Below are 20,901 nucleotides of genomic sequence, written 5' to 3'. Positions count from 1 at the left end.
ACGAGCCGGCTGGAAGGTTGTTCTTTAACCTTCCCGACGGATTGGCTTATGACCTCGAGCCGATGGCGCCTGGAGCTAGACACCAAAAACTAGGTTGAAATTTATAGACTTTCTTACCTACAAATAAAAGGGAGCGCACAGCTCCCTTTTTATATAAACATGTTCAAACAAACATTTGTTTAGCCCTTAGACCCTTGCGCACCAAGTGGTTCACTTTTCAATCAAACGTTTGTTTAACATTTAAAGTCCATTTGTTTTTATAAGTTTGCAGCAACTTTCTTTTCTCTTGTAAACATCCATTTTAGGAAGCTTGGAACAACTAGAATGATAAATAAGAGACGAACTAGCTGTAATGCGCTCACGATTGCTGGGTCAGCTCCAATTGCTGTCGCTGTTAACACCATTTCTACTAATCCTCCAGGAGCCAAGCTTAGAATGGCTGTCTGTATGGGGAGATCTGATAAAACCGAAAAGATGTATCCAAAGCCAAATGAAATTGCTATTAATATTGCAGTTAGTAGTAAATAGATGCCACAGTACTTCCCACCAATTTTCAAGTCTTTTAAATATATATTATTTCCCATTTTCATTCCAACCGTGACTTGAGCAATTAGTAAGAACCATGGCGGTAAGTTGGGTAAAGGTACTCCTACTACCCCTAGTAAAGCGGTAACTGCTAATGGTCCAATTACATATGCTGCCGGAAGTTTATCTCTCAGCAACCAACCCGCTAAAATTGCTAAGCCAAACCACAGATATGCAACCAAGGATTCCGTGCTCACATTAGTAGCAAGTTGATATGGATTCACAGTTCTAGTTGTAAATAGATGCGTTACAATAAAAGGAACTAAAAATACAACAGTTAATAAACGAACGGTTTGAAAAATGGTAACCATGGCGGAGTTTGCTTTTAGGGAATGACTAGCAGCCACCATCTCAGATAATCCCCCGGGGATTGAACCGAACACACTTGTCATCGGATCTACTTTTATAAATTTTGTTACTAAGATACTATTAATTATACTCGCAGCCAGTAGCAAAATAGTTGTGATTATAAATGGTAGAATATATGGATAAACCGTAATAAATGTATCCTTTGTAAAAGATAAACCAAAATAGATTCCTAGCGTTACAAGACCGCCGTTATAAAAAGGAACGGGTACAACCATTTTTCTGTTTGAAACGGCCTTGTATAGAGTCATAAATGACATCGGTCCCAATATCCATGGAATTGGCAGGTGTCCCATGTAAAAGATAACCCCACCTAGACCAGCAACAAAATATGATTCAAGGATTTTTTTCCCTTCTAACTTATTCATGAATGTACGACCTTTCTCATAGAATAAAAAAATAGTAACATGATGTTCTATGTTTTTCTATTATTATTTCGCCTTTCTAAATATATGCGAGTAAATTGTTACATCCACATAAAGGAGGAAACAATATGAAAGATCAATACAAATTTTCGCATGAAATCCGGGTCCGTTATTCAGAAATTGATGGTCAAAAGATTGTCTTTAATGCCCATTATCATACATACTTAGACATTGCCTTTACAGAATATATGAGGGAGATATTAGGTCCACAATGGATCAAAGACCCTCACTCACTTCAGTTTGATCCTGTACTAGTAAAAAGTACAGTTCATTATAAAAAGCCGGCATTATTAGATGATATTCTAACAATCTATGTTCGAGTTAAAAAAATTGGGAACTCCAGTCTTACACTAGAAAGTTTGATTACTCGAGACGACGTGGTTTTAATTGAGGCAGAGATGATTAATGCTAATTATGATGTAGTTTCAAAAACAGCAGTACCATTACCAGAAAAAATCAAAAGTAAAATAAAACAGTTCGAGGGACTATAATTTCCCTCGAACTGTTTCTAACAAACGTTTATTTAGGCCTTCAGCTCATATATAACAAGAGTTTTGAAATTTAAACAAGCGATTGTTTGCATTTGAATACCCTACCAATGTGAATGCAAAAGCCTTCTTTTTTTTACTTTGTTACTTGGAATTTTCAATGCCTCGCTCATCAATCTAACCTGCAGTCCTGTATTACCTTACTCAGTGGCTCGAAGGCATACTCTATCTTACTTTCAGTCCTATATTACCTTGCTCAACGGCTCGTAGACATACTCTATCTTACTTTCAGTCCTATATTACCTTGCTCAACGGCTCGAAGGCATACTCTATCTTACTTTCAGTCCTATATTACCTTGCTTAATGGCTCGTAGACCTGCTCTATCTTACCTTCATTCCTGCCTTGCCACCCTCAATGGCTCGTATACCAGTTACAATAATCTATACAAGTAATATTCATTCGTCGGCACTCCATCAATGACCAAGGAATGTACCTTTTCCCCCTCTAACACAAAGCCCATTTTCCTATATAAATTGAAGGCCTTCACATTATCTTTGATTACGGTTAGTTCCAACCTTGATAACCCAACCTGTTTTGCCCATACAAACATTTCTTTAAATAGTTTTGTAGCAATCCCTTTTCCATTGTATTCACCTTGTACACCTAATACGATGTATCCCGAATGTCGGTTTCTTCTGACACCACCACCAAATACGCAAAGAAAGCCTACAAGTTTCCCTTCAGTTTCAGCTACCAAAATAGTTGAGTTCTTTTCGCCTAGCACTCTCTCAATCATTTTTTCCTGTTGCTCAGGGGTTGTCTCCCTTTCACCAGGTTCATACAGCATATATCCAGAATCATCTACAATACTTGATAACTCTATAAATTCCTTAGCATCACTTACTTTAATTTGTCTTATTAACATATTTATCCACCACCCAGTCATTATCTTCGACATTAAAACAAATGATTCCTCTTTAACAAGAAAATTGCTGTAAGGTTCTGGTGTTTTTTATGCCAAAACGCATAAAGATAGGGATATTGCAACATTAGTAAGAAAAATGACATATTTTTGTAATGAAAAAATACACCTATTTTACTAGTTTTTTATGCTAGAATAGTAGAGTAACTATTCCAAGGCTAATTAGAAAGTAGGAATTTCCTTGAAAAAACCAATTATAGCTATTAGTACTGCAATGTTTTTGAGTGTTGTTAGTCCTTATGTATCACCAGCACATGCTCAATATAGTACTACCTCAATCGACAGCGAATTACAACAAACTCGTCAAGCACTTGCCGAGCTAAATAAACAAATACAAAAGGTTGACCAAGCAATCGCTGATAATCAGAAAATGATAAACGATACAGCAGCACAAATTAGCGCTTCTGAAGAACAATTAGCAGTTCTCCAAGCAGAGATTCAAGAAACTGAGGATAAAATTGCTGCGCGCAATGAAATTTTAAAAGAACGTGCACGCTCCCTTCAGGTTGACGGAGGTTCTATTAGTTATATTAACGTTATATTTGGAGCTACTAGTTTTACAGATTTCATTAATCGAGTAACCGCGGTTTCTACTATTCTAAATGCGGATCAAACATTAATCGAAGAGCAAACGAATGATATTCAATCAGTTAAAGATAAACAAGAAACAGTTAAAACTGAACTTGCGAAACTCGAAAATACCAAAGTTGAATTAGAAGGAATGCAAGCGCAAATACAAGAACAAAAGGCTCAAAATGACGCATTAAAGGCGGAATTAAAACAACAAGAAAAAGGACAGTTAGCTGAAAGAGACAGAATAATTGCTGCTAGCAAGCCTGTTGTAACACCACCGGCTTCAAGTAATACAAATAATAATGCAGCAGCTTCTATACCAACTTCTACTCCAAAAGCAAGTGGCTCTGTTAATACAGTTATTACAGCTGGCTATAAATACATAGGAAATTCTGTATATGTATTTGGTGGTGGGAGATCAGCTTATGACATTGCAAATGGCCGCTTTGATTGTTCTGGGTTTGTCCATTGGGCATTTGCTCAAGCTGGAGTAAGTGTTGGTGCTAGTACTGACGCCTTAAAAAATCAAGGTACTACTGTTGCGGTGAGTGACATGCAACCTGGTGATTTAGTCTTCTTTGATACGTATAAAAAAGATGGACATGTTGGTATCTATATGGGCGGAGGTAAATTCATAGGGTCTCAAACCTCAACCGGAGTAGCTATAGCAAGTATGACCAGCGGATATTGGAAAGGCGTCTTCAATGGTCGTGTAAAACGAGTTATGTAATGTACAAGCATCTTCATTGTGAAGATGCTTTTCTATTTCTTCTTTGAAAACAACTTGGTTCATTAATGCCTTATTTTTTAAATACACCATGAGCTACTCGCAAATATTTTATTTTTCCATTATTATTATAAGGAATAGCTATCAAACTGGAGTGAACATAACCTTGGAGACTAAAAAAGCGTTACCTATCTTATTCGCTGTCATGTTTTTAGTTATGGTAGGATTCGGAATCATCATTCCGGTAATTCCCTTCTATGCTGAAGAACTAGGTGCTACCCCGACCCAATTGGGACTTTTAATGGCAGTTTATTCATTAATGCAATTTCTATTCGCACCAATGTGGGGGAGAGTATCGGATCGTATAGGGCGTAAACCTGTTATTATGATTGGTATTTTAGGACTATCTCTATCCTTCTTTTTAATGGCATTATCATCTGAACTCTGGATGCTTTTTGCTGCTAGAATAATTGGAGGTACTCTGTCTGCAGCAAATATGCCGACCGTTATGGCTTATGCAGCTGATATAACCACTGAAGAAAACCGCGCAAAAGGAATGGGAATTATTGGTGCATCTGTTGGTCTAGGATTTATTTTCGGACCAGCAATCGGAGGGATTTTTTCTCAATCAAGCTTACATATGCCTTTTTATATTTCAGGGATATCATCATTACTAACATTCTTCTTAGTACTTTTTGTATTAAAAGAATCATTACCAAAAGACATGCGCAATAATCAACCATCACGAAAAAGAAGTGGTCTACTTAAAGCGATTAACGGACCTGAATCCGTTTTGTTTTTCTTATCATTGTTCATTACCCTATCCTTATCTGGGCTAGAAGCAACGTTTGCTTACTTCGCAGCAGAGAAAGCTAATCTTGGCACAACAGAACTAGGTTATATTTTCATGATAATGGGTCTAGCAGGAGCAATTGTTCAAGGCGGATTAGTTGGAAAAATGTCAAAGAAATATGGAGAAGGCTTTGTCATTCAAATTGGGATTGTCATTTCTGCATTAGGCTTCTTCCTTATTCTATTTACACGTGATTTTCTTACTGCAGCAATCTTTTTAACTATATTTGGAGTTGGAAACGGGGTCATCCGTCCAAGCGTTTCTTCATTACTAACCAAGCGATCTAAAACAGGACACGGAAGTGTAACTGGTTTATTATCCTCTTTTGATTCCTTAGGAAGAATTATTGGGCCAATTTTAGGTGGCTGGCTCTATTCGGTCGCAATGGGATTACCATATATATCGGGTATTATCTTATCAGTAGTTGCATTTGGATTATTCAGATGGTATATGACTTCACAGAAGAAGCAAACAGAAGCTATATAAAGAATTCGCATTTAAAAACCGCAAGGACAGGTTTATGTCTTTGCGGTTCTTTTTTTATAGGCTTCTATGTTTTCCCTTTTGACTCAATCAAACGTTTGTTTAGCGGTTTTATTGAGTCTTAACAAGGGTTCTCTATTTCAACCAAGCGTTTGTTTAAATCGTAAATTTATAGGAACTTGCGTATTTCATTTCTTTTACAAACAACAGCAATAGATTCTTAGTTGCTTCAAGATCTTGAAGGTCGATTACCTCAATAGAAGAATGTGCGTATCTTGACGGAATTGATAACACACCAGTTGGAATACCTTGATGAGCTAAGCTTAGCTCTCCAGCATCGGTTCCTATTCCAGGGAAGACCTCTAATTGATAAGAAATATTATTTCCTTCAGCTAGCTCAATTAGATGATCACGTACTTTTTTATTTGCTATCAGACTAAAATCTATTACTTTAATTCCAGTACCGTTACCAATTGCAAGTGTTTGATCCATCATTTCTTCAGGAGTATCACTTACTGCCGTTGTATCTAACGCTAACGCGACATCTGCATTATGTTGATGGCTAGCTACTCGCGCACCTCGAAGACCGACTTCCTCCTGAACAGTAAACACACCAACAAACTCTCCTGCAAAATTGTCTTTATCTAGATCCTCTAGCGCTTTAATTAGTACAGCACAGCCAGCGCGGTCATCAAATGCTTTTCCTACTATACGAGTTTCAGATAAATGGTCGAAGTGCGGATACCAAGTAATAGGGTCTCCTATTCTTATTCCGAATTCCTCTGCCTCTTTTTTAGAGGAAGCACCTGCATCAATGTACAAACGTTGATGCGGACGTACCTTTTTCGGATCATCATATTTCATCATGTGTGCTGAAATAGTACCAATTACACCTGAACGTAGCCCATTGCGAGTTTTTATCTGAACACGTTGTGATAATAGTATACGATCGTCGTGACCGCCAAGTTTTTCAAAACGAATTAGACCATTCTCTTCTATCTTTTTTACAATAAAGCCTACTTCATCCATATGGGCAGCAACAACAATTTTGGGGCCATCTTGATTACCCTTTTTAGTCACAATTAGATTGCCGGCTCCATCTACTTCCATGTGGTCCACTTTATTTTTTAAACGATTTGCTATGTATCTTGCTACATCCTCTTCAAAGCCGCAAGGCCCATGAATTGCTGAAAGTTCTTTAAGTAGATTCTCCAAAGTAGTCTCTCCTTATCGCTGATAGTTTAGTATAGAAAATAAGATTGTATTTCTAAGTCGCCTAGAACAATCTTACTTTTCCTTAACTCTATTCTACCACAATTTTTAATTTACTCTGAAAAATCCAAACGGTTCAGATATGCGTTTTTCAATACGAACAATATGTACCGCATAATCTCCAAATCTACCTTTAATGATGGTAGCTTCTTCCCCAGGCTTACTTTGACTTACTGAGTACCTTACTTCCTTACCGATTCCATCATGAGCATCGCCAACGAATTCAATTATTGCTTTTTCATCAGGCTCTGTTCCAATAAAAGCGTAAGTATATCGGTTAACCTGGTGCAATCCTCCGCCTCCTGGACCTAGATCTAGTAAAACACTGTTTTTCAAATCCTCTGGAACATCTTGGTATGATACTAGCTCATACTTCATCGGTCTGTCACCGAAATCAATTAATAGAAACGTTATTACCATAATTACTAAAAAAGGAACGATACTCCTTTTGAGTTGGTTCATTTTGGTAACCCCCACGAAAGACTTATAGCACTCGTCTTACAAACAGACTACTTACCTTTTGCCTAAAAAGTAATATCCAATCAATCGAAATTACCTGCTGTAAAAATGAATATAACAGAAATACATTTAGATAGATTGTGGCCCATTCAGAACTAGATTGTATTTTGGCAAAAAACAATCCAAGCAGTAGCATCGCCCAATAATGAAAGCTTGCATTACAGATTCTCTGCCAAACTGGTATATAGTTTCTACTCGAAATGATTTGCATCGCAATCACTAGGTACCACATCATATGCAGCGTGGTGAACTCAAATAAACCATTTGAGCCCGTTAACTCATTCCAATTTAATGAAAAAATTTGGTTGAGATAAATATCAAAAGTCAGCTGAATCCCAATCATTTGTTTCATAAGTTGAATAAATACTATATAAATTGGAACTAGCCCTAGAATGGAAAATAGCCAAAACGTTTGTTTTTTTATGATGAAACGGTAACTAACATACCCTATTAACAGCGCCGTTAAAGTAGCCACAAGAAAATACACTGAAAAGCTGGCTCTAATAAGTATGATTGGACCAACTATACTAGCAATAAAACATATAATCGCAACTGTAAATTCCTTTTGTATATGTTTTTTAATAGAGCTTGGGTATGTTTGGTTAATTTCCTCTTTAAGCATTGAAATATTTCCAAATTGGGAAATTACTGTTTCAATTGCAGCTTTCTTCTCGACATCTCTTTTTCGTAAAGAATAGTAATGATCGTATAGATGCTGCTTCCATTCTTCCTCAACTTCTCTTTTTTCATCTGCGTCTAGATGAATCTCTGCCAGCAATTTTTTAATATACTCCTCAATTTCAACTATGACTGTCTCACGTCCCGACAATTCCATCACCTACAATTCGATGCATGACTCGTCGAAACATGTTCCATTCCTGTTTTTGTTCAGATAATGCCTGCTTTCCTGTGGAGGTGATTCGATAATACTTTCGGCGTGGCCCGTCAGAAGAATTCTTCCAGTAGCTTTCTACCAGCCCGTTTATCTCTAGCTTTTTTAATGCTGGATAGAGTGTACCCTCCTTATAACTTAGAAATCCTTCACTTATCTCGTGCACCTTTTCTGTAATTTCATAACCATACATATCATTTTCCGATAGTAACGACAGAAGAATCATACTTGTACTACCCTTTATTAATTCCGTTTTACTCACCTGTTTTCACCTCTATCTATATCGTTATACTACTTACTGTACATCGTAACACGATGTACCTGATTTAACAAACATTATTTTCCTTTTTTATAACTGACTTTGAACCAATTGTTCTGGTCAAAGCCTATTTCGAAGACTGGTAAAATAAAAAGAGATTGTTTATATTTCAGAAAATTAATATAATTTTAAACACAATGCTTTGATTTTATTCCCTGGAGGAATGCAAAATGACAAACCTAACTTATTCATTTCGGCCCGCAACCCTAGAAGATGCCAAGTTGGTAACAGAGTTAATTATCGCTTCGGATATCGCAGAATATGGAGTACCTGATTGTACAATTGAAGATGTTTTAGACATTTGGAGTAACATCCCTATCGAAACAAATACATGGATTATTAAAAAAGACGAGACCCTCGTAGGATACGGATTTTTGGAGGAGATGAGTAAAGGTAGACTTGATTGTTACGGGTTTATCCACCCTTCTTGGTATGGGAACGGGGCTGGCACTCTTTTAATCTCTCAAATGGAACAGCGTGCCAAGGAATATATAGTCGATTATGAGAAAGATCAAATTCCCTATGAACTAAATAACTATATCCCAGCAACTAATCCTTCAGCAATTTCTCTTCTCGAAGGAAATAAGTACACATTTGATAAGGTATATAGCAGAATGGTAATTGATATGAAGGCTGAACCTGAAGTAACTCCCTTAGCTGAAGATGTGGTACTTCTTCCTTATAACAGCGAACGAGATTCAAAAGGCCTTTACAATGCATATGTAGAATCCTTCCAGGATACAAGAAGCTATTATGAGGAACCATTTGAAGATTGGATTAGAAAAAGAAATACCGAGCAACACGATCAATCTCTTTGGTACGTTACTTATTTTAACGAAGAGCTGGTAGGTTTCATCATTTGCAAAAACTTTCCTGAAGGAACATATGTTGAATACCTTGGCGTGAAGCGAACCGGACGTAAAAAGGGAATTGGATCTGCCTTACTGACCACTGTGTTCAAAGAAAGCTACAATAGAGGGATTAAAACTGTCTTACTTAATGTTGATGCTAATAGCTTAACAGGAGCAAATCGTTTATATGAAAGCGTCGGAATGAATGCTACTTTCCAAATTGCTTGTTATCGAAAAACATCATTTTAAAGAAAGTATAGCTCATAAACTTTGTTGTTTTTCAGGAGGTCTGAAGGGATATTTAAGCTGCCGAATATATTTAACAGGGGTGATTGGAGCGCATGGTGCGAGACTCCTCGAAAATGCTTTGCATTTTCTTCGTGCGTGGGAGAATTCAAAGGAGCCTCTCAAAGTCCTGCGGGAAAGTCATAGGATCGTCTACTAAAAACCGCCACGTCCTGTGGCGAACGTAGACGTCAGCACATCCTCGAAAATGCTACACATTTTCTTCGTGCGATGCATATGCTGCCGGAGCATTCCTTGTCCTGTGCAAGTCAAGTGAGACCCCGCAGGAGCTTGCTACTTGTCTAGCTTCAGCGGCTAGAAACTCGAGAAATTTCAACTCCTCCGTCAGAGGCAAAAGACGCCTCTTATGTCGGAGTCTCCGACGCACAGGATGTGCTAGTGCCGCCAAAGCCACAGGACGTGGCGTTATTGGCGGCCAATTTCCTCGTTTCTGACCAAGCCGCTTCCGCATTTCGAAGAGGAGGCTCACTGTCCGCCCGCGGAAAGCGAGTGCCAGGAGCGGAAATCACCAAACTATGTAATACGCAGCTTACATAAAAAGAAAATAAAAAAGAACCTAAAGAAAAAAGCACACGAACTCGTGTGCTTTTCCTTTACCCTTGGACTGCAGTTGTTGCTTCTTTTTTTCTAATAAGGCTAACAAGTCCATAAACAACTGGTGTTAATAAAATTGAAGCTACAAATTTAAAAATGTACTGTGTAAAGATTAAGCCAACTAGAACAGATAATGGCATTGTACCAATAAAAGCAATGGTAATGAAAATGCTTGTGTCAACAAGCTGACTTAACATTGTTGATGCATTATTACGAAGCCAAAGCTTTTTCTGGCCATGCTTATTTTTCAAACGGTTAAACACGAACACATCTAGATTTTGGCTTATTGCGTACGAAATCAAACTAGCTAAAATCACACGAAAGCTCCCACTTAATATTGTTTGATACGATTCCTGAGCTGTGAAAACTGGTGCTGCAGGTAATTGGATTGTAATCGAAATAAAAATAAGTGCAAGAACTTGAGTAAGCAACCCAGCTTTAACTGTCGTTTGCGCTTCCTTCTTACCGTATACCTCTACAATTACATCAATAATAGGGTAGGTAAATACATAAATAATGACAGCTGCAGGTAGCATTGCAAAGCTCCCAACACTAAAAAGCTTTACAGCAACAATATTAGCTAAAATCAAAAGTCCAACGAAAATTCCATTCAAATATAATAACATTTTCTATTCCTCTTCCTTAGCGATTATCCACTTTTTCTGGGTATAGGTCATGGTTCATTAAACGGAAGTGAGCCATCTCCTCATACTTCGTTCCAGGTTTTCCATAGTTACACCAAGGATCAATTGAAATTCCTCCACGTGGTGTGAATTTACCCCAAACCTCGATATAGCGCGGGTCTAATAATTTTATCAAATCATTCATAATGATATTTACACAATCCTCATGGAAATCACCATGATTTCGGAAACTAAATAAATATAGTTTTAAAGACTTACTTTCTACTATTTTCTTATCAGGAATATACGAAATATACATGGTAGCAAAGTCAGGCTGATGCGTTAGCGGACATAAACTCGTAAACTCAGGGCAATTGAATTTCACGAAATAATCTCGATTTGGGTGGAGATTATCAACTGATTCTAAAACCTCAGGTGCATACTCGAATGCATATTTTGTGTTCTGATTTCCTAATAAAGACAAATCCTCTAAACCTTCTTCAGACTTTCGTCCAGACATAAAAAATACCTCCCTATAAAAATGTGTCCCAACACTTTTAAGAAAGGTTCATTGCTGCCGTTCTAACACAAACTAAAATAGGATCATAAACGTAAAAAGCCATGTCCAAATATGGACATGGCATAGCTGTCATGTATCCATAGTTTTTTATAGAGGGTTTCGGCTATGAACCTCTCCCGCTTAAGCACGGGTATCTTCTACATATAATATAGAAGACGTTGCGACTCGTCAAATGAAATTTTTAGGAGTCATTTACTTCACTCTTCTTGCTGCTTGCTGAATCGGGTCCCATACTCCGTTATAAGGTGGTGCATACGCCAAATCTAAATCTAATAATTCATCAATTGTCATAGAGTGAAACAATGCTGTTGAAAGGACATCAATTCGTTTATCGACGCCATTTCCACCAATAATTTGTCCACCTAGAAGCTTATGTGTTTTCTTATGATAAACGAGTTTCACCGTCATTTTTTTGTCGTTTGGATAATAACCCGCAATATCCTTTGCCTCGATTGTTACCGCCCCTGTAGGAATATGTAGTCTCTTAGCTTCTTTTTCGGTTAATCCCGTTCTTCCAAGTGTTAAACTAAAAAATTTTATGATTGATGTACCAACAACCCCTTTAAATGTCTTATGTACATCAATCATATTTAAACCCGCTATTTGACCTTGTTTATTAGCATGTGTTCCTAGGGGTATATGGTCATCCCGTTCTTTTATTCGGTGGTATTGCGTAGCACAATCACCTGCTGCATATACATCCTCTACACTAGTTTTCATATAAGGATTAACTTGGATAGCACCATTTACACCTAATACAACTCCTGTTCCATCTAGGAATCTAGTGTTTGGCCTAACTCCGATTGCAATAAGAACTAAATCTGCCTGAATTTCCCCTTTATCTGTTTTAACATATTCAACATATTGATTACCGATAAAACCTTCTACTGACTCACCTAACCTCAAGTCTATATTGTTTTTCTTTGCCTCTTCGTGTATTAACTCTGACATTTCACTATCAAATATCCCCGCAAGCCGCTGATTTCTTTCAATAATCGTAACCTTCTTCCCTAGCTCAGCAAAGCTTTCCGCCATTTCAAGCCCAATATAACCGCCTCCAATTACGGTTACATTTTGAACATCCCGAAATCCTTTATATAGATAATCCAAAATTTCCTCAGTATCTGGAATTGTTTTTAATGTAAAAATCCCTGAAAGGCTTGTACCTTCCCATTTTGGAACAACTGGACTTGCGCCTGTTGCAACAAGTAGACGGTCGTAAGATTCTTCGAACTCTTCACCAGTAGTATGATTAATGCCACTTACCACTTTGTTTCCACTATCTACATTCTTTACTTCATGAAATACACGGGCATCGATTCCATACTGTTTTTGAAACTCAGCTTGGGTTCTTGCAATTACCTTGCTCGTAGATTCAATTTTGCCACTTACCACATAAGGAAGGCCACATTGTCCATATGAATATATCCCGCCTTTTTCTAAGACGGTTATTGTATGACCAGAACTGTTTCTCACGATTTGCATCGCAGCACTCATACCAGCTGCGTCACCGCCAATAATTACAAATTTCATCTCAATCCCTCCATTCCGTTATTTTCCTTTAGTTTTGTTTTTTTAAACCTGAATATAAGAAAAGCGCAAGCGCCTTGAAGATGAACATCGACTAAAATCCGCCACGTCCTGTGGCGAACGTCGATGTCAGCACATCCTGTGCAAGTCCGACAAGCGCTGGAACCCTGACGAGGAGGCTCGAAAAAAAGCAAAGCTTTTTTCCTGCGGGGATTATCCTCACGAAGCATTCCTTAGTGTTGCCGCCGCAGGAGGGGTGAAGCGACCTCGAGGGGCTAGGCGCTGGAGCTGGACACCGAAAACTCGGTTAAAAATTTTATACTTTTATATCATTGGATAAAAAATTACTTATAAGTCATATTGTCTCTCTACATTTTGTCCATATGTTACACTTTAAAGGTATCTATTTTTAGAGTAGGGGGAATAGCGTGAGTAGTCAAACAAAGATGATTGTTCAACAGTCGTTGAATGCACTATTGGAAGATACATCATTCATACCTGAACTAAAAGATAAAACACGAGAGAAAGCATTTACCTCATTAGCCTCCATTCTTTCAACACCAAATCATATTCACAAGTCATTTTTACGAATCCCTTTAGAAGATGGGCAGGTTGTTCGGATTCCAGCTTATCGTGTACAACATAATAACGCTTTAGGTCCTTACAAAGGTGGAATTCGATTTCATGAGTCTGTAAATGAAGATGAAGTCATTAATCTTGCCTCTTTAATGACTTTAAAAAACGCCCTCCATGACGTACCATTTGGAGGTGGAAAGGGAGGTCTTGTTGTTAATCCTCGTTCACTATCAGAAAAAGAACTACATCTAATTTGTAAAAAGTATGTACGTTACTTTAGTGATATCCTTGGCCCGGATAAGGATATTCCTGCACCTGATGTTGGTTCTGGGGAACGAGAAATGGATTGGATGATGGCTGAGTATAAAAGTATTCGACCTGGTTTCCCATATCGTGGGAGTTTCACAGGAAAAAGTGTTGTGAATGGAGGATCTCTTGGAAGAAGAGAAGCAACTGGAAAAGGTGTCTATTTTACCTTTCGTTATTTGCTTTATAACTACCTGAATGAGAAAAAAAATGAACTTTCAAATTCTACTAATATTTATGCTCAAACAATTGTAGGATTAGAGAACAAAAACTTAAAAATTGCAGTCCAAGGCTTTGGGAATGTAGGATCAGTAGCAGCACTGGAAGCATATCATTGTTCACACTTGAATAACAAAATAGTTGCCGTCAGTGACCGTAATGTTACTTTATTTAACGGAGAAGGCTTAGATATCCCCTCTTTACTTACTTTTACTACCGCAAATCAGGGTGACCTCCCAGTATCAAAGGAAGAATTGGAGGTTGCTGGTGTAACAGCTGAAATACTAGACAGAGAATCGGTCCTTTATCTAGAAGTTGATGCCTTAATACTCGCCGCCTTAGAAGATCAAATTCATAAGTCTAATATGCTGCAAATAAAAGCACCCATTATCGTTGAAGGTGCGAATGCCCCTGTTACAAGTGAGGCAGATGAATTTTTAAGTAAAAAAGGCGTGATCATTATTCCAGACATCCTTGCTAATGCAGGAGGAGTAATTGTCTCATATCTAGAATGGCTCCAAGGGAGAGAAACTCAGTTTTATAGTGAACAAGAAGTGTTCAGTCAGCTTTACTCAAAAATGCAGCACACGATGGATACCATTCTTCCAGAATTTTTTGGTGATCCCTTTCCCTTACGACAAAACTGTTATATTCATTCAGTTATGAAACTATCAACTGTGCTATATAGGCAGGGGAAGTTATATTAAGTTCATTCTTAGTAGATATTCCCCAACTATAAGTTACCATCACTTTAAAAAGGTACCTTCCAAAGTTAGGAAGGTACCTTTTCATTTAATCAAACGTTTGTTTATCGCTTTTCACTTGTAATACCAAGGACTTTACATTTTAAACAAACGTTTGTTTAACTTATACAGGGTGTTGACCAGGATCAAATACTTTAACTTTATTCAGTCGGAGTTTGAACCCCTACTGAATTGTATACTTTTTTTGCATTCATCCACCACTTTTAAAAGTAGGGGGATTTCTGCTGAATAAAGTTAAAATGCTCCTGATCCTCCTCCACCTCCACCTGTACCTCCTCCAGAACTACCTGCACTTCCTCCACCGGTACTGCTAGTAGAATCATTAGCCGAATGAAATCGACCAGAAGCAGTTGGTCCTACATACCCGAAGGAATAAATGGAGTAAGGTTGGAAGTCGTCTGTTCCTGTATATGGTTTACTAAAAGCTGAAACAAGGCGGTCATTTTGTTTTTGCATATCCTTATCACTAGTTCCCAAAGCATAAATATATGCTCGCATTTGATCATCTTCCGACCAGTTTTTCCAGTCCTCTGGTTTCAACAGTTTATACTTCCCTTTAAAGATTAACCATTCATATGAAAGCTTCGCCCCTTCGAATGTTCTAGGTCGGTAAGCAATTGCATAAATAATGAATGCTAAAAACAGAAATATAGTCATTACAAACCAGCCAAATAAGTCATACATCGGGAATAAAATGAGTAAAGGAGATAACGGAATACTTAACATGCCGATTGCAAGTCTGTACTTATTTTTATTTTCATAAAAGCTATGTTCCTTTACTTCTTTTCTAACTGCATTTGCCCAAGCACTTTGAAACAACGAATAAATCTCATGGTTTTTCTTATCTTTTGTGTAAGCCTCAAGGTCTTCAAAGCTAAATTCACAATTCTGTCCGATTTTATCAAATAATCTATCGATCAGTATTTCTTCATGTTCCAAGGCTCCAGTTCGGTTAAACAACTTGAAACTTTCATTCGAAGTTTGCTGTACTAACCCCTTCCTCACTAAGTCTAGTAAGGCTGCTGCCATTGCTTGAGGAGGAAGATAATTGTGATTTGTATATAAAATTGTCGCTGGAAGACTCATTACTTGTTTAGGTAAGAAACTTGTAGAACCTACTTCCCTTTTAATGGCTGCAAGTTTTGCACGTGCTTCTATCCAATTGCGAATAATAAAGAATAAAAGAATAATCGCAAAAAGTGGTATAACAATTCCAGCAAAATTTGATAGCTTTTCCCTGGATTCTGCTTTTTCCTTTGCCTCAGTAAGTAACTTATTTTTAGCAGCTATGATCTCAGCTCTCATATCTTTATCCGCAGTTTGATACCCTACTGCAAATAGACTAGTATCGTAAGCAACACGAATATCTCCATTTGTGCTGCTAGGAACCTCACCTAAGTGAAAAACCACCGAACCATCAGGTTGTACCGATTCCTTACCAAAGGCTGCATCATACCCAAAGGCAACTACCTCTTTAGTTGATTCAGGCGGGTGAATCGTGATTATCATATTTTCATATGTAGAATCATTACGATTATCAAAGAATGGCCAGTAAAACTGAACAACATCCCGATATACCTCTACACCTTTTTCGATTTTGTATGTTAATGCTGTTGTGACCGTCTCGTCTTCACCTTTTCGGTATATTTTATACATATCATCTTCTTTTTCAACACGTAAGGATTTCTCATTTTCCGATGCTGAGAAATCTGTTATACTGCTTCCTTCTTTAGGTATGATGGACCTGGTAATTCCATTAAACTCACCTTCGAATTCATAGGTATGTTTTTCTATAACTTCAACTGTTCCATCAGTTTGAATGAATGCATCGATTGTGACGTCTGTGATTGAATACTCAACCGCTAGTCCCTGTAACGGAAACAGAAGAAATACTGCAATAAATAAAATAAAACTACTCAGTTTGAATTTCATACGCGCACCCTCTTTCATAATAACTATACGAATTTGCATATAAAATGGTTTCAAAACTTGCACAATAACTCTTATAAATATTACTATTAAGGTTATTACCAGCGGTTAGCACAACAGTATTCTTAAACCGGCTAAAATAATTTCTAGGGAGTCGCTACTCATGACTGAATATAAAGTTGTATTTTTAGATATTGATGGAACAATCCTTCGCCCTGATGACACCATTGAAAACACTACAAAGAATGCAATTGCCCAACTTCAAGCAAAAGGAATAGAAGTTGTCCTAGCAACAGGTAGGCCCCTTCATGAAATTTTAGAAATTGGTGAGGAACTATCAATTACATCTTTTATAGCTTACAACGGTGCATTCGCTATCCACAAAGGAGATACTATTTATAAGGAACCTATGTCAGCGGAACTAGTAGAAGAATTGTTACATATTGCAAGAGAAAACGACCACCAAGTAGTTTTATACACAAAAGAAACCAATGTATTTACTACCATCGAATCAGCTATCGTAAAAGACTTTATAAAAACCTTTCATCTCAAGCAAAACAAGATACTAGAGGAACATTTTCAAGAGGATGTTTTAGGGGCTACTATTATTACAAACGCTGAAGATATAGACAGTAAATACAGGCATCTAACAAACATTCATTTGTCACAAGTAAACGTTGAAGGGATGAAATCTTGCCGGGATGTTATCCGTGATAAGGTGAACAAAGGAGTGGCTGTCGAGGCATTTTTAACAAGGGCTGGATATTCATCTGACAATGCGATTGCCTTTGGTGATGGTATGAATGATAAAGAAATGCTTTCATTCGTAGGTACAGGCTTTGCAATGGGAAATGCTCATCCCGATTTACCTAGATATGCAAAATATACTACAACAGATGTTGAGCATTCAGGAGTTTATAATGGATTAAAGTCAATTGGACTAATTGACTAACGTTTTAATATAATGTGAAAGACGCCCGTTGTCGTTGATAATTATAAATCGAGCCGGCTGCAAGGTTATCTTATTGACCTTAAGCCGCCGGCTCTTAAGACATAGAAACAACTTCCTTCTCCATACTTTATAAACTATAAAAAATAATGTATGTATCAATTTTTTCCATTTTGTACTACTGGCTCTTCCTCTACCTTCGCAACTTCCCAACCTTTACATACGTCTACCCATTCTTTCGCATATGAATATAAAAATAATTCTTCGCATGAAAGTTCAATCGCTGAGTTGGTACTTCCGCATGCAGGAAAAAGGGTATCAAAACGTTTCATCGACGTGTCTAAAAATACATCTAGTTCTTTTTTTAAACCAAATGGACATACTCCCCCAATTACATGCCCCGTATTTTCTAGCACCTCGTCTGGAGACAGCATCCGAGCCTTATATCCAAAGGTATGGCGAAACTTTTTATTATCAATTTTGGCGTCTCCTGCAGCGACTACTAAAATTGCTTTATCATCTTCCCCTCTAAACGATAACGTTTTGGCGATTCTTGCAGGTACTACTCCGATTGTTTGCGCTGCTTGATCCACCGTTGCACTAGATGTTTCGAATTCCATAACATCTTTTTCACGATTCCATTGCTTAAAATGAGCTTTTACACTTTCTAATGACATCTTGTCCATCCCTTCCTAAAAAAATAGTGCTTCTCATAATTTACCATAAAATTTCGAAAAAACATAAAAATACATTTTGAAGGATAAATATAAAACTTGCATAAAAACACCAAATACAATAAAACCTATGAATTAAATGGTATTAAAGGTGGATCTTAATTCTTATGTACTCCCTAACTATCCTAGGTCTGTCACTTTTAACTTTAATTGCTACCTCTGTAATAAAAAAGAAACTTACATTGTTTGAAAATTTATATATTGTGCTTGTTTTGGAATTTCTAGTTACCAGTTATGGTTCCATTTTATATGTAAATACAAAACGATGGAGTGTTTCACAAGACGTAGAGTCTTTACTAAGCTTTATATTATTTGAAACGATACTTATCCCGTTTTTTCTGCTTTGGTATTTTAACTTTTTCTTCTCTGTAACGACAGTGTTACAAAGGATTGGATTATCGCTTATCGTAGTTAGTACGTTATACAGTATAGAATATTTTCTTATTTACAATGAGGCGATTACATACGAAGATTGGTCATTCTTATATTCGTTACTATCGTACACCTTTATTTTACTTCTCACCTTACTCATAACAGTTCCATTTATACGCTTGTTACAAAAGGAGGAGATAAATAAATAATGCCACTTCCTAAGGTGTTTGATCAAAACGAATGGTTTGTATTGCTTTGGCTTATTATTGGTTATGCAGTTATTTTCTTTCTCCCTAAACGAACACCCTTAAGCATATTACTAATAATCATGTTATTTTCATCAACAGTTGCACGGATAAGCGATCATCTTTTAGCTGCTCCTCAGTTGGATTTATATAATATTATGGACACAGGATTATATGATTTTTTTGATTTTTTAACGTACTTTTTATATGCACCTTTTGGCTTTTTATTTGTTTATATATATGAACGAATGCGTTTAAGAGGAATTGAGACTTTTTTCTATATTGTCATTTGGTCCCTTTTCGGAACACTTTTTGAAGGTATTTGTGTACATTTCAATGTCTTTACTTATAACAATTGGCGATTAGCGTATTCCTTTCACGTCTATTTAGTAACACAATCTCTGACGCTTGGTTTATTTATTTTATTAACTCGTACTCATAAGCTTCTTAAGAGTGGTAAAACGCTCGATTAAAAAAGACCCTACTTTGAGGGTTTTTTTCTTTGTCTTTATCTATGCTCTTTTCTCTTTTATAAACGATAAGATAACAATCGTAGTCAAAATAAAAAATGTTCCTATCCACTCACCAGCGCCAAAGGCGACATGCAACCAGATTACCGAAAGAAAGGTAGCAGATAAGGGTTCTGCACAGGCAAGTAAACTTGTTTCGGTTGCAGAAATATAGCGAAGACTTTCTAAGTAACAATAGAAAGCAACTAGTGTACCAAAAACCACCACAAAAACTACTGCAAAATAAGCAGGTAGAGACCATTCACCTTCAAACTTCCAAGGTGGGTGTATAAAACTAAACCCAAACCCTCCAATTAGCATGCCCCAACCTACAACTATCATTGACCCCCACTTCTTAAGTAAACGAATTGGTTGCAATGTATAAAAGGCCAATGCAAATGCAGAACTAATCCCCCAGAAAACAGCCCATCCTGAAATCGATAAAGAATGAACACTGCCCCCTGTGACTAATAAATAGGTTCCCACTACCGCAAGCGCTACCGAGGATATTTCCATAACGTTTGGTAATCGTTTGGCGACAATGGCCAGATAGCATGTAATAATTACAGGACCCATATATTGAAGAACAGTCGCCGTTGCAGCATTTCCATGCTGGATAGCCGCGAAATATGTATATTGGACAGCCAGCATACCACATATTCCAAACAATATAATCTGGAATATGGCCCTCCGATCCTTCCACACCCCCCAGATCTTGCTTCCTTCTTTTTGATATGCAAATAGTAATAAGAGAACACCCGATACCAATAAGCGTATAACTACAAGCCATTCAGCACTAAATCCTTGTTTCTGAAACAGAAATTGGGCAACCGTCCCTGAGGTTCCCCAAAGAATTGCACCGATCAATACCAAAATAATGCCCTTTACTCTTCCGTGCGGTAACGCTAAACTCTCTGAACTCATCAGGCTCCCTCACTTAAACTAGTAAACTTATAATTCACCATTATTTCCATTTATTATAAGAAAACTAAAACAAAAATTAAATACATTTTTAAACGTACTCCTACATAATTGCAAATATAATAACTCCTATAATCCCTAAGATGGTAAAGATTGTACCACCAATTCTTGTTGAAAATAGATATAAACTCGATGGCTCTGTTGCATCAGCAGATTTCCAACTTTCCGTAAGAGCCCAAATAAATGTTGGCTTGAAAAACATGAGTAAGCCAAGTGGAATAAAAAGCAAAAAAACAATGACCATATTCATTCCCCTTTTTAGTATGACTTAGTATGTAATACGAACAATAAGTACTTTCGTTTCATACCTATGAAATAATGCATTCCTTTATTTTACTCTTATGCTAG

Annotated in this window: 21 protein-coding genes and 1 riboswitch; of the genes, 8 read left to right on the top strand and 13 right to left on the bottom strand. The window is 37.2% G+C overall.

Annotated elements, in window-relative coordinates; genetic code table 11:
• Positions 1–257: 257 nt before the first annotated feature.
• On the bottom strand, positions 258–1,319 hold the full coding sequence (locus tag AB3M96_RS09185) for an AbrB family transcriptional regulator (RefSeq protein ID WP_412967293.1): 1,062 nt from the start codon (positions 1,317–1,319) through the stop codon (positions 258–260).
• Between the two features lie 125 nt (positions 1,320–1,444).
• On the opposite strand from AB3M96_RS09185, the gene AB3M96_RS09180 reads away from it, so the two are divergent.
• Entirely contained in the window at positions 1,445–1,867 is a 423-nt protein-coding gene (locus tag AB3M96_RS09180) for an acyl-CoA thioesterase (protein WP_412967292.1), read from the top strand.
• Between the two features lie 428 nt (positions 1,868–2,295).
• On the opposite strand, the gene AB3M96_RS09175 is transcribed toward AB3M96_RS09180, so the two are convergent.
• Positions 2,296–2,790, bottom strand: a complete 495-nt coding sequence (locus AB3M96_RS09175) for a GNAT family N-acetyltransferase (RefSeq protein WP_412967291.1) — start codon at positions 2,788–2,790, stop codon at positions 2,296–2,298.
• 238 nt (positions 2,791–3,028) lie between these two features.
• Between AB3M96_RS09175 and AB3M96_RS09170 the strand changes: the two genes are divergently transcribed.
• Both AB3M96_RS09170 and AB3M96_RS09165 read left to right on the top strand, forming a co-directional pair.
• The gene (locus tag AB3M96_RS09170) at positions 3,029–4,150 is read left to right on the top strand and encodes a coiled-coil domain-containing protein (RefSeq protein WP_412967290.1); all 1,122 of its coding nucleotides are present in this window, start codon (positions 3,029–3,031) and stop codon (positions 4,148–4,150) included.
• A gap of 163 nt (positions 4,151–4,313) precedes the next feature.
• The gene (locus AB3M96_RS09165) at positions 4,314–5,486 is read left to right on the top strand and encodes an MFS transporter (protein ID WP_412967289.1); all 1,173 of its coding nucleotides are present in this window, start codon (positions 4,314–4,316) and stop codon (positions 5,484–5,486) included.
• A gap of 153 nt (positions 5,487–5,639) precedes the next feature.
• Here the strand turns inward: AB3M96_RS09165 and AB3M96_RS09160 are convergent, their stop codons facing one another.
• The 4 genes from AB3M96_RS09160 to AB3M96_RS09145 form a co-directional block, all read right to left on the bottom strand.
• Positions 5,640–6,698 carry a M42 family metallopeptidase gene (locus AB3M96_RS09160; RefSeq protein WP_412967288.1) on the bottom strand — a complete coding sequence of 353 codons (1,059 nt, stop codon included), beginning with the start codon at positions 6,696–6,698 and terminating at the stop codon, positions 5,640–5,642.
• Between the two features lie 105 nt (positions 6,699–6,803).
• On the bottom strand, positions 6,804–7,217 hold the full coding sequence (locus tag AB3M96_RS09155; protein ID WP_412967287.1) for a hypothetical protein: 414 nt from the start codon (positions 7,215–7,217) through the stop codon (positions 6,804–6,806).
• A gap of 22 nt (positions 7,218–7,239) precedes the next feature.
• Entirely contained in the window at positions 7,240–8,103 is an 864-nt protein-coding gene (locus AB3M96_RS09150; protein ID WP_412967286.1) for a permease prefix domain 1-containing protein, read from the bottom strand.
• Complete coding sequence (locus AB3M96_RS09145; RefSeq protein WP_412967285.1) at positions 8,090–8,428, bottom strand: PadR family transcriptional regulator; 339 nt, start codon at positions 8,426–8,428, stop codon at positions 8,090–8,092. Before AB3M96_RS09145 ends, AB3M96_RS09150 begins: the two co-directional genes overlap by 14 nt.
• Positions 8,429–8,655: 227 nt before the next feature.
• Between AB3M96_RS09145 and AB3M96_RS09140 the strand changes: the two genes are divergently transcribed.
• The gene (locus tag AB3M96_RS09140) at positions 8,656–9,585 is read left to right on the top strand and encodes a GNAT family N-acetyltransferase (protein ID WP_412967284.1); all 930 of its coding nucleotides are present in this window, start codon (positions 8,656–8,658) and stop codon (positions 9,583–9,585) included.
• A 650-nt stretch (positions 9,586–10,235) separates the two neighbouring features.
• On the opposite strand, the gene AB3M96_RS09135 is transcribed toward AB3M96_RS09140, so the two are convergent.
• The 3 genes from AB3M96_RS09135 to AB3M96_RS09125 form a co-directional block, all read right to left on the bottom strand.
• Positions 10,236–10,862: a queuosine precursor transporter gene (locus tag AB3M96_RS09135; protein WP_412967283.1), complete on the bottom strand. Its 627-nt coding sequence runs from the start codon at positions 10,860–10,862 to the stop codon at positions 10,236–10,238.
• Between the two features lie 16 nt (positions 10,863–10,878).
• Complete coding sequence (queF, locus tag AB3M96_RS09130) at positions 10,879–11,379, bottom strand: preQ(1) synthase (protein WP_412967282.1); 501 nt, start codon at positions 11,377–11,379, stop codon at positions 10,879–10,881.
• Positions 11,380–11,512: 133 nt separating this feature from the next.
• A riboswitch (PreQ1 riboswitch) is annotated at positions 11,513–11,559 on the bottom strand.
• 72 nt (positions 11,560–11,631) lie between these two features.
• Positions 11,632–12,972, bottom strand: a complete 1,341-nt coding sequence (locus AB3M96_RS09125; RefSeq protein WP_412967281.1) for a CoA-disulfide reductase — start codon at positions 12,970–12,972, stop codon at positions 11,632–11,634.
• Positions 12,973–13,397: 425 nt separating this feature from the next.
• On the opposite strand from AB3M96_RS09125, the gene AB3M96_RS09120 reads away from it, so the two are divergent.
• Positions 13,398–14,777, top strand: coding sequence for a Glu/Leu/Phe/Val family dehydrogenase (locus AB3M96_RS09120; RefSeq protein WP_412967280.1), 1,380 nt, complete (start codon positions 13,398–13,400; stop codon positions 14,775–14,777).
• A 291-nt stretch (positions 14,778–15,068) separates the two neighbouring features.
• Here AB3M96_RS09120 and AB3M96_RS09115 read toward each other — a convergent pair whose 3' ends face one another.
• Positions 15,069–16,766, bottom strand: a complete 1,698-nt coding sequence (locus AB3M96_RS09115) for a DUF2207 domain-containing protein (RefSeq protein WP_412967279.1) — start codon at positions 16,764–16,766, stop codon at positions 15,069–15,071.
• Between the two features lie 160 nt (positions 16,767–16,926).
• Between AB3M96_RS09115 and AB3M96_RS09110 the strand changes: the two genes are divergently transcribed.
• The gene (locus AB3M96_RS09110; RefSeq protein WP_412967278.1) at positions 16,927–17,715 is read left to right on the top strand and encodes a Cof-type HAD-IIB family hydrolase; all 789 of its coding nucleotides are present in this window, start codon (positions 16,927–16,929) and stop codon (positions 17,713–17,715) included.
• Between the two features lie 155 nt (positions 17,716–17,870).
• Here the strand turns inward: AB3M96_RS09110 and AB3M96_RS09105 are convergent, their stop codons facing one another.
• Positions 17,871–18,389 (bottom strand): YbaK/EbsC family protein, encoded by a 519-nt coding sequence (locus AB3M96_RS09105; RefSeq protein WP_412967277.1) that lies wholly within the window; start codon positions 18,387–18,389, stop codon positions 17,871–17,873.
• A 164-nt stretch (positions 18,390–18,553) separates the two neighbouring features.
• Between AB3M96_RS09105 and AB3M96_RS09100 the strand changes: the two genes are divergently transcribed.
• Together AB3M96_RS09100 and AB3M96_RS09095 are read left to right on the top strand one after the other, a co-directional pair.
• Positions 18,554–19,027 (top strand): hypothetical protein, encoded by a 474-nt coding sequence (locus tag AB3M96_RS09100; RefSeq protein WP_412967276.1) that lies wholly within the window; start codon positions 18,554–18,556, stop codon positions 19,025–19,027.
• The gene (locus AB3M96_RS09095) at positions 19,027–19,536 is read left to right on the top strand and encodes a hypothetical protein (RefSeq protein WP_412967275.1); all 510 of its coding nucleotides are present in this window, start codon (positions 19,027–19,029) and stop codon (positions 19,534–19,536) included. The genes AB3M96_RS09100 and AB3M96_RS09095 overlap by 1 nt, the downstream gene beginning before the upstream one ends.
• A 39-nt stretch (positions 19,537–19,575) precedes the next feature.
• Here the strand turns inward: AB3M96_RS09095 and AB3M96_RS09090 are convergent, their stop codons facing one another.
• Together AB3M96_RS09090 and AB3M96_RS09085 are read right to left on the bottom strand one after the other, a co-directional pair.
• Positions 19,576–20,496, bottom strand: coding sequence for a DMT family transporter (locus tag AB3M96_RS09090; protein ID WP_412967274.1), 921 nt, complete (start codon positions 20,494–20,496; stop codon positions 19,576–19,578).
• 100 nt (positions 20,497–20,596) lie between these two features.
• Positions 20,597–20,797 carry a DUF6199 family natural product biosynthesis protein gene (locus tag AB3M96_RS09085; protein WP_412967273.1) on the bottom strand — a complete coding sequence of 67 codons (201 nt, stop codon included), beginning with the start codon at positions 20,795–20,797 and terminating at the stop codon, positions 20,597–20,599.
• Positions 20,798–20,901 lie beyond the last annotated feature (104 nt).

Origin of the sequence: Ferdinandcohnia jepli, from assembly GCF_047246645.1 — a bacterium.
Taxonomy (GTDB): domain Bacteria; phylum Bacillota; class Bacilli; order Bacillales; family Bacillaceae_L; genus Ferdinandcohnia.
This window is presented reverse-complemented; position numbering and strand designations above follow the sequence as displayed.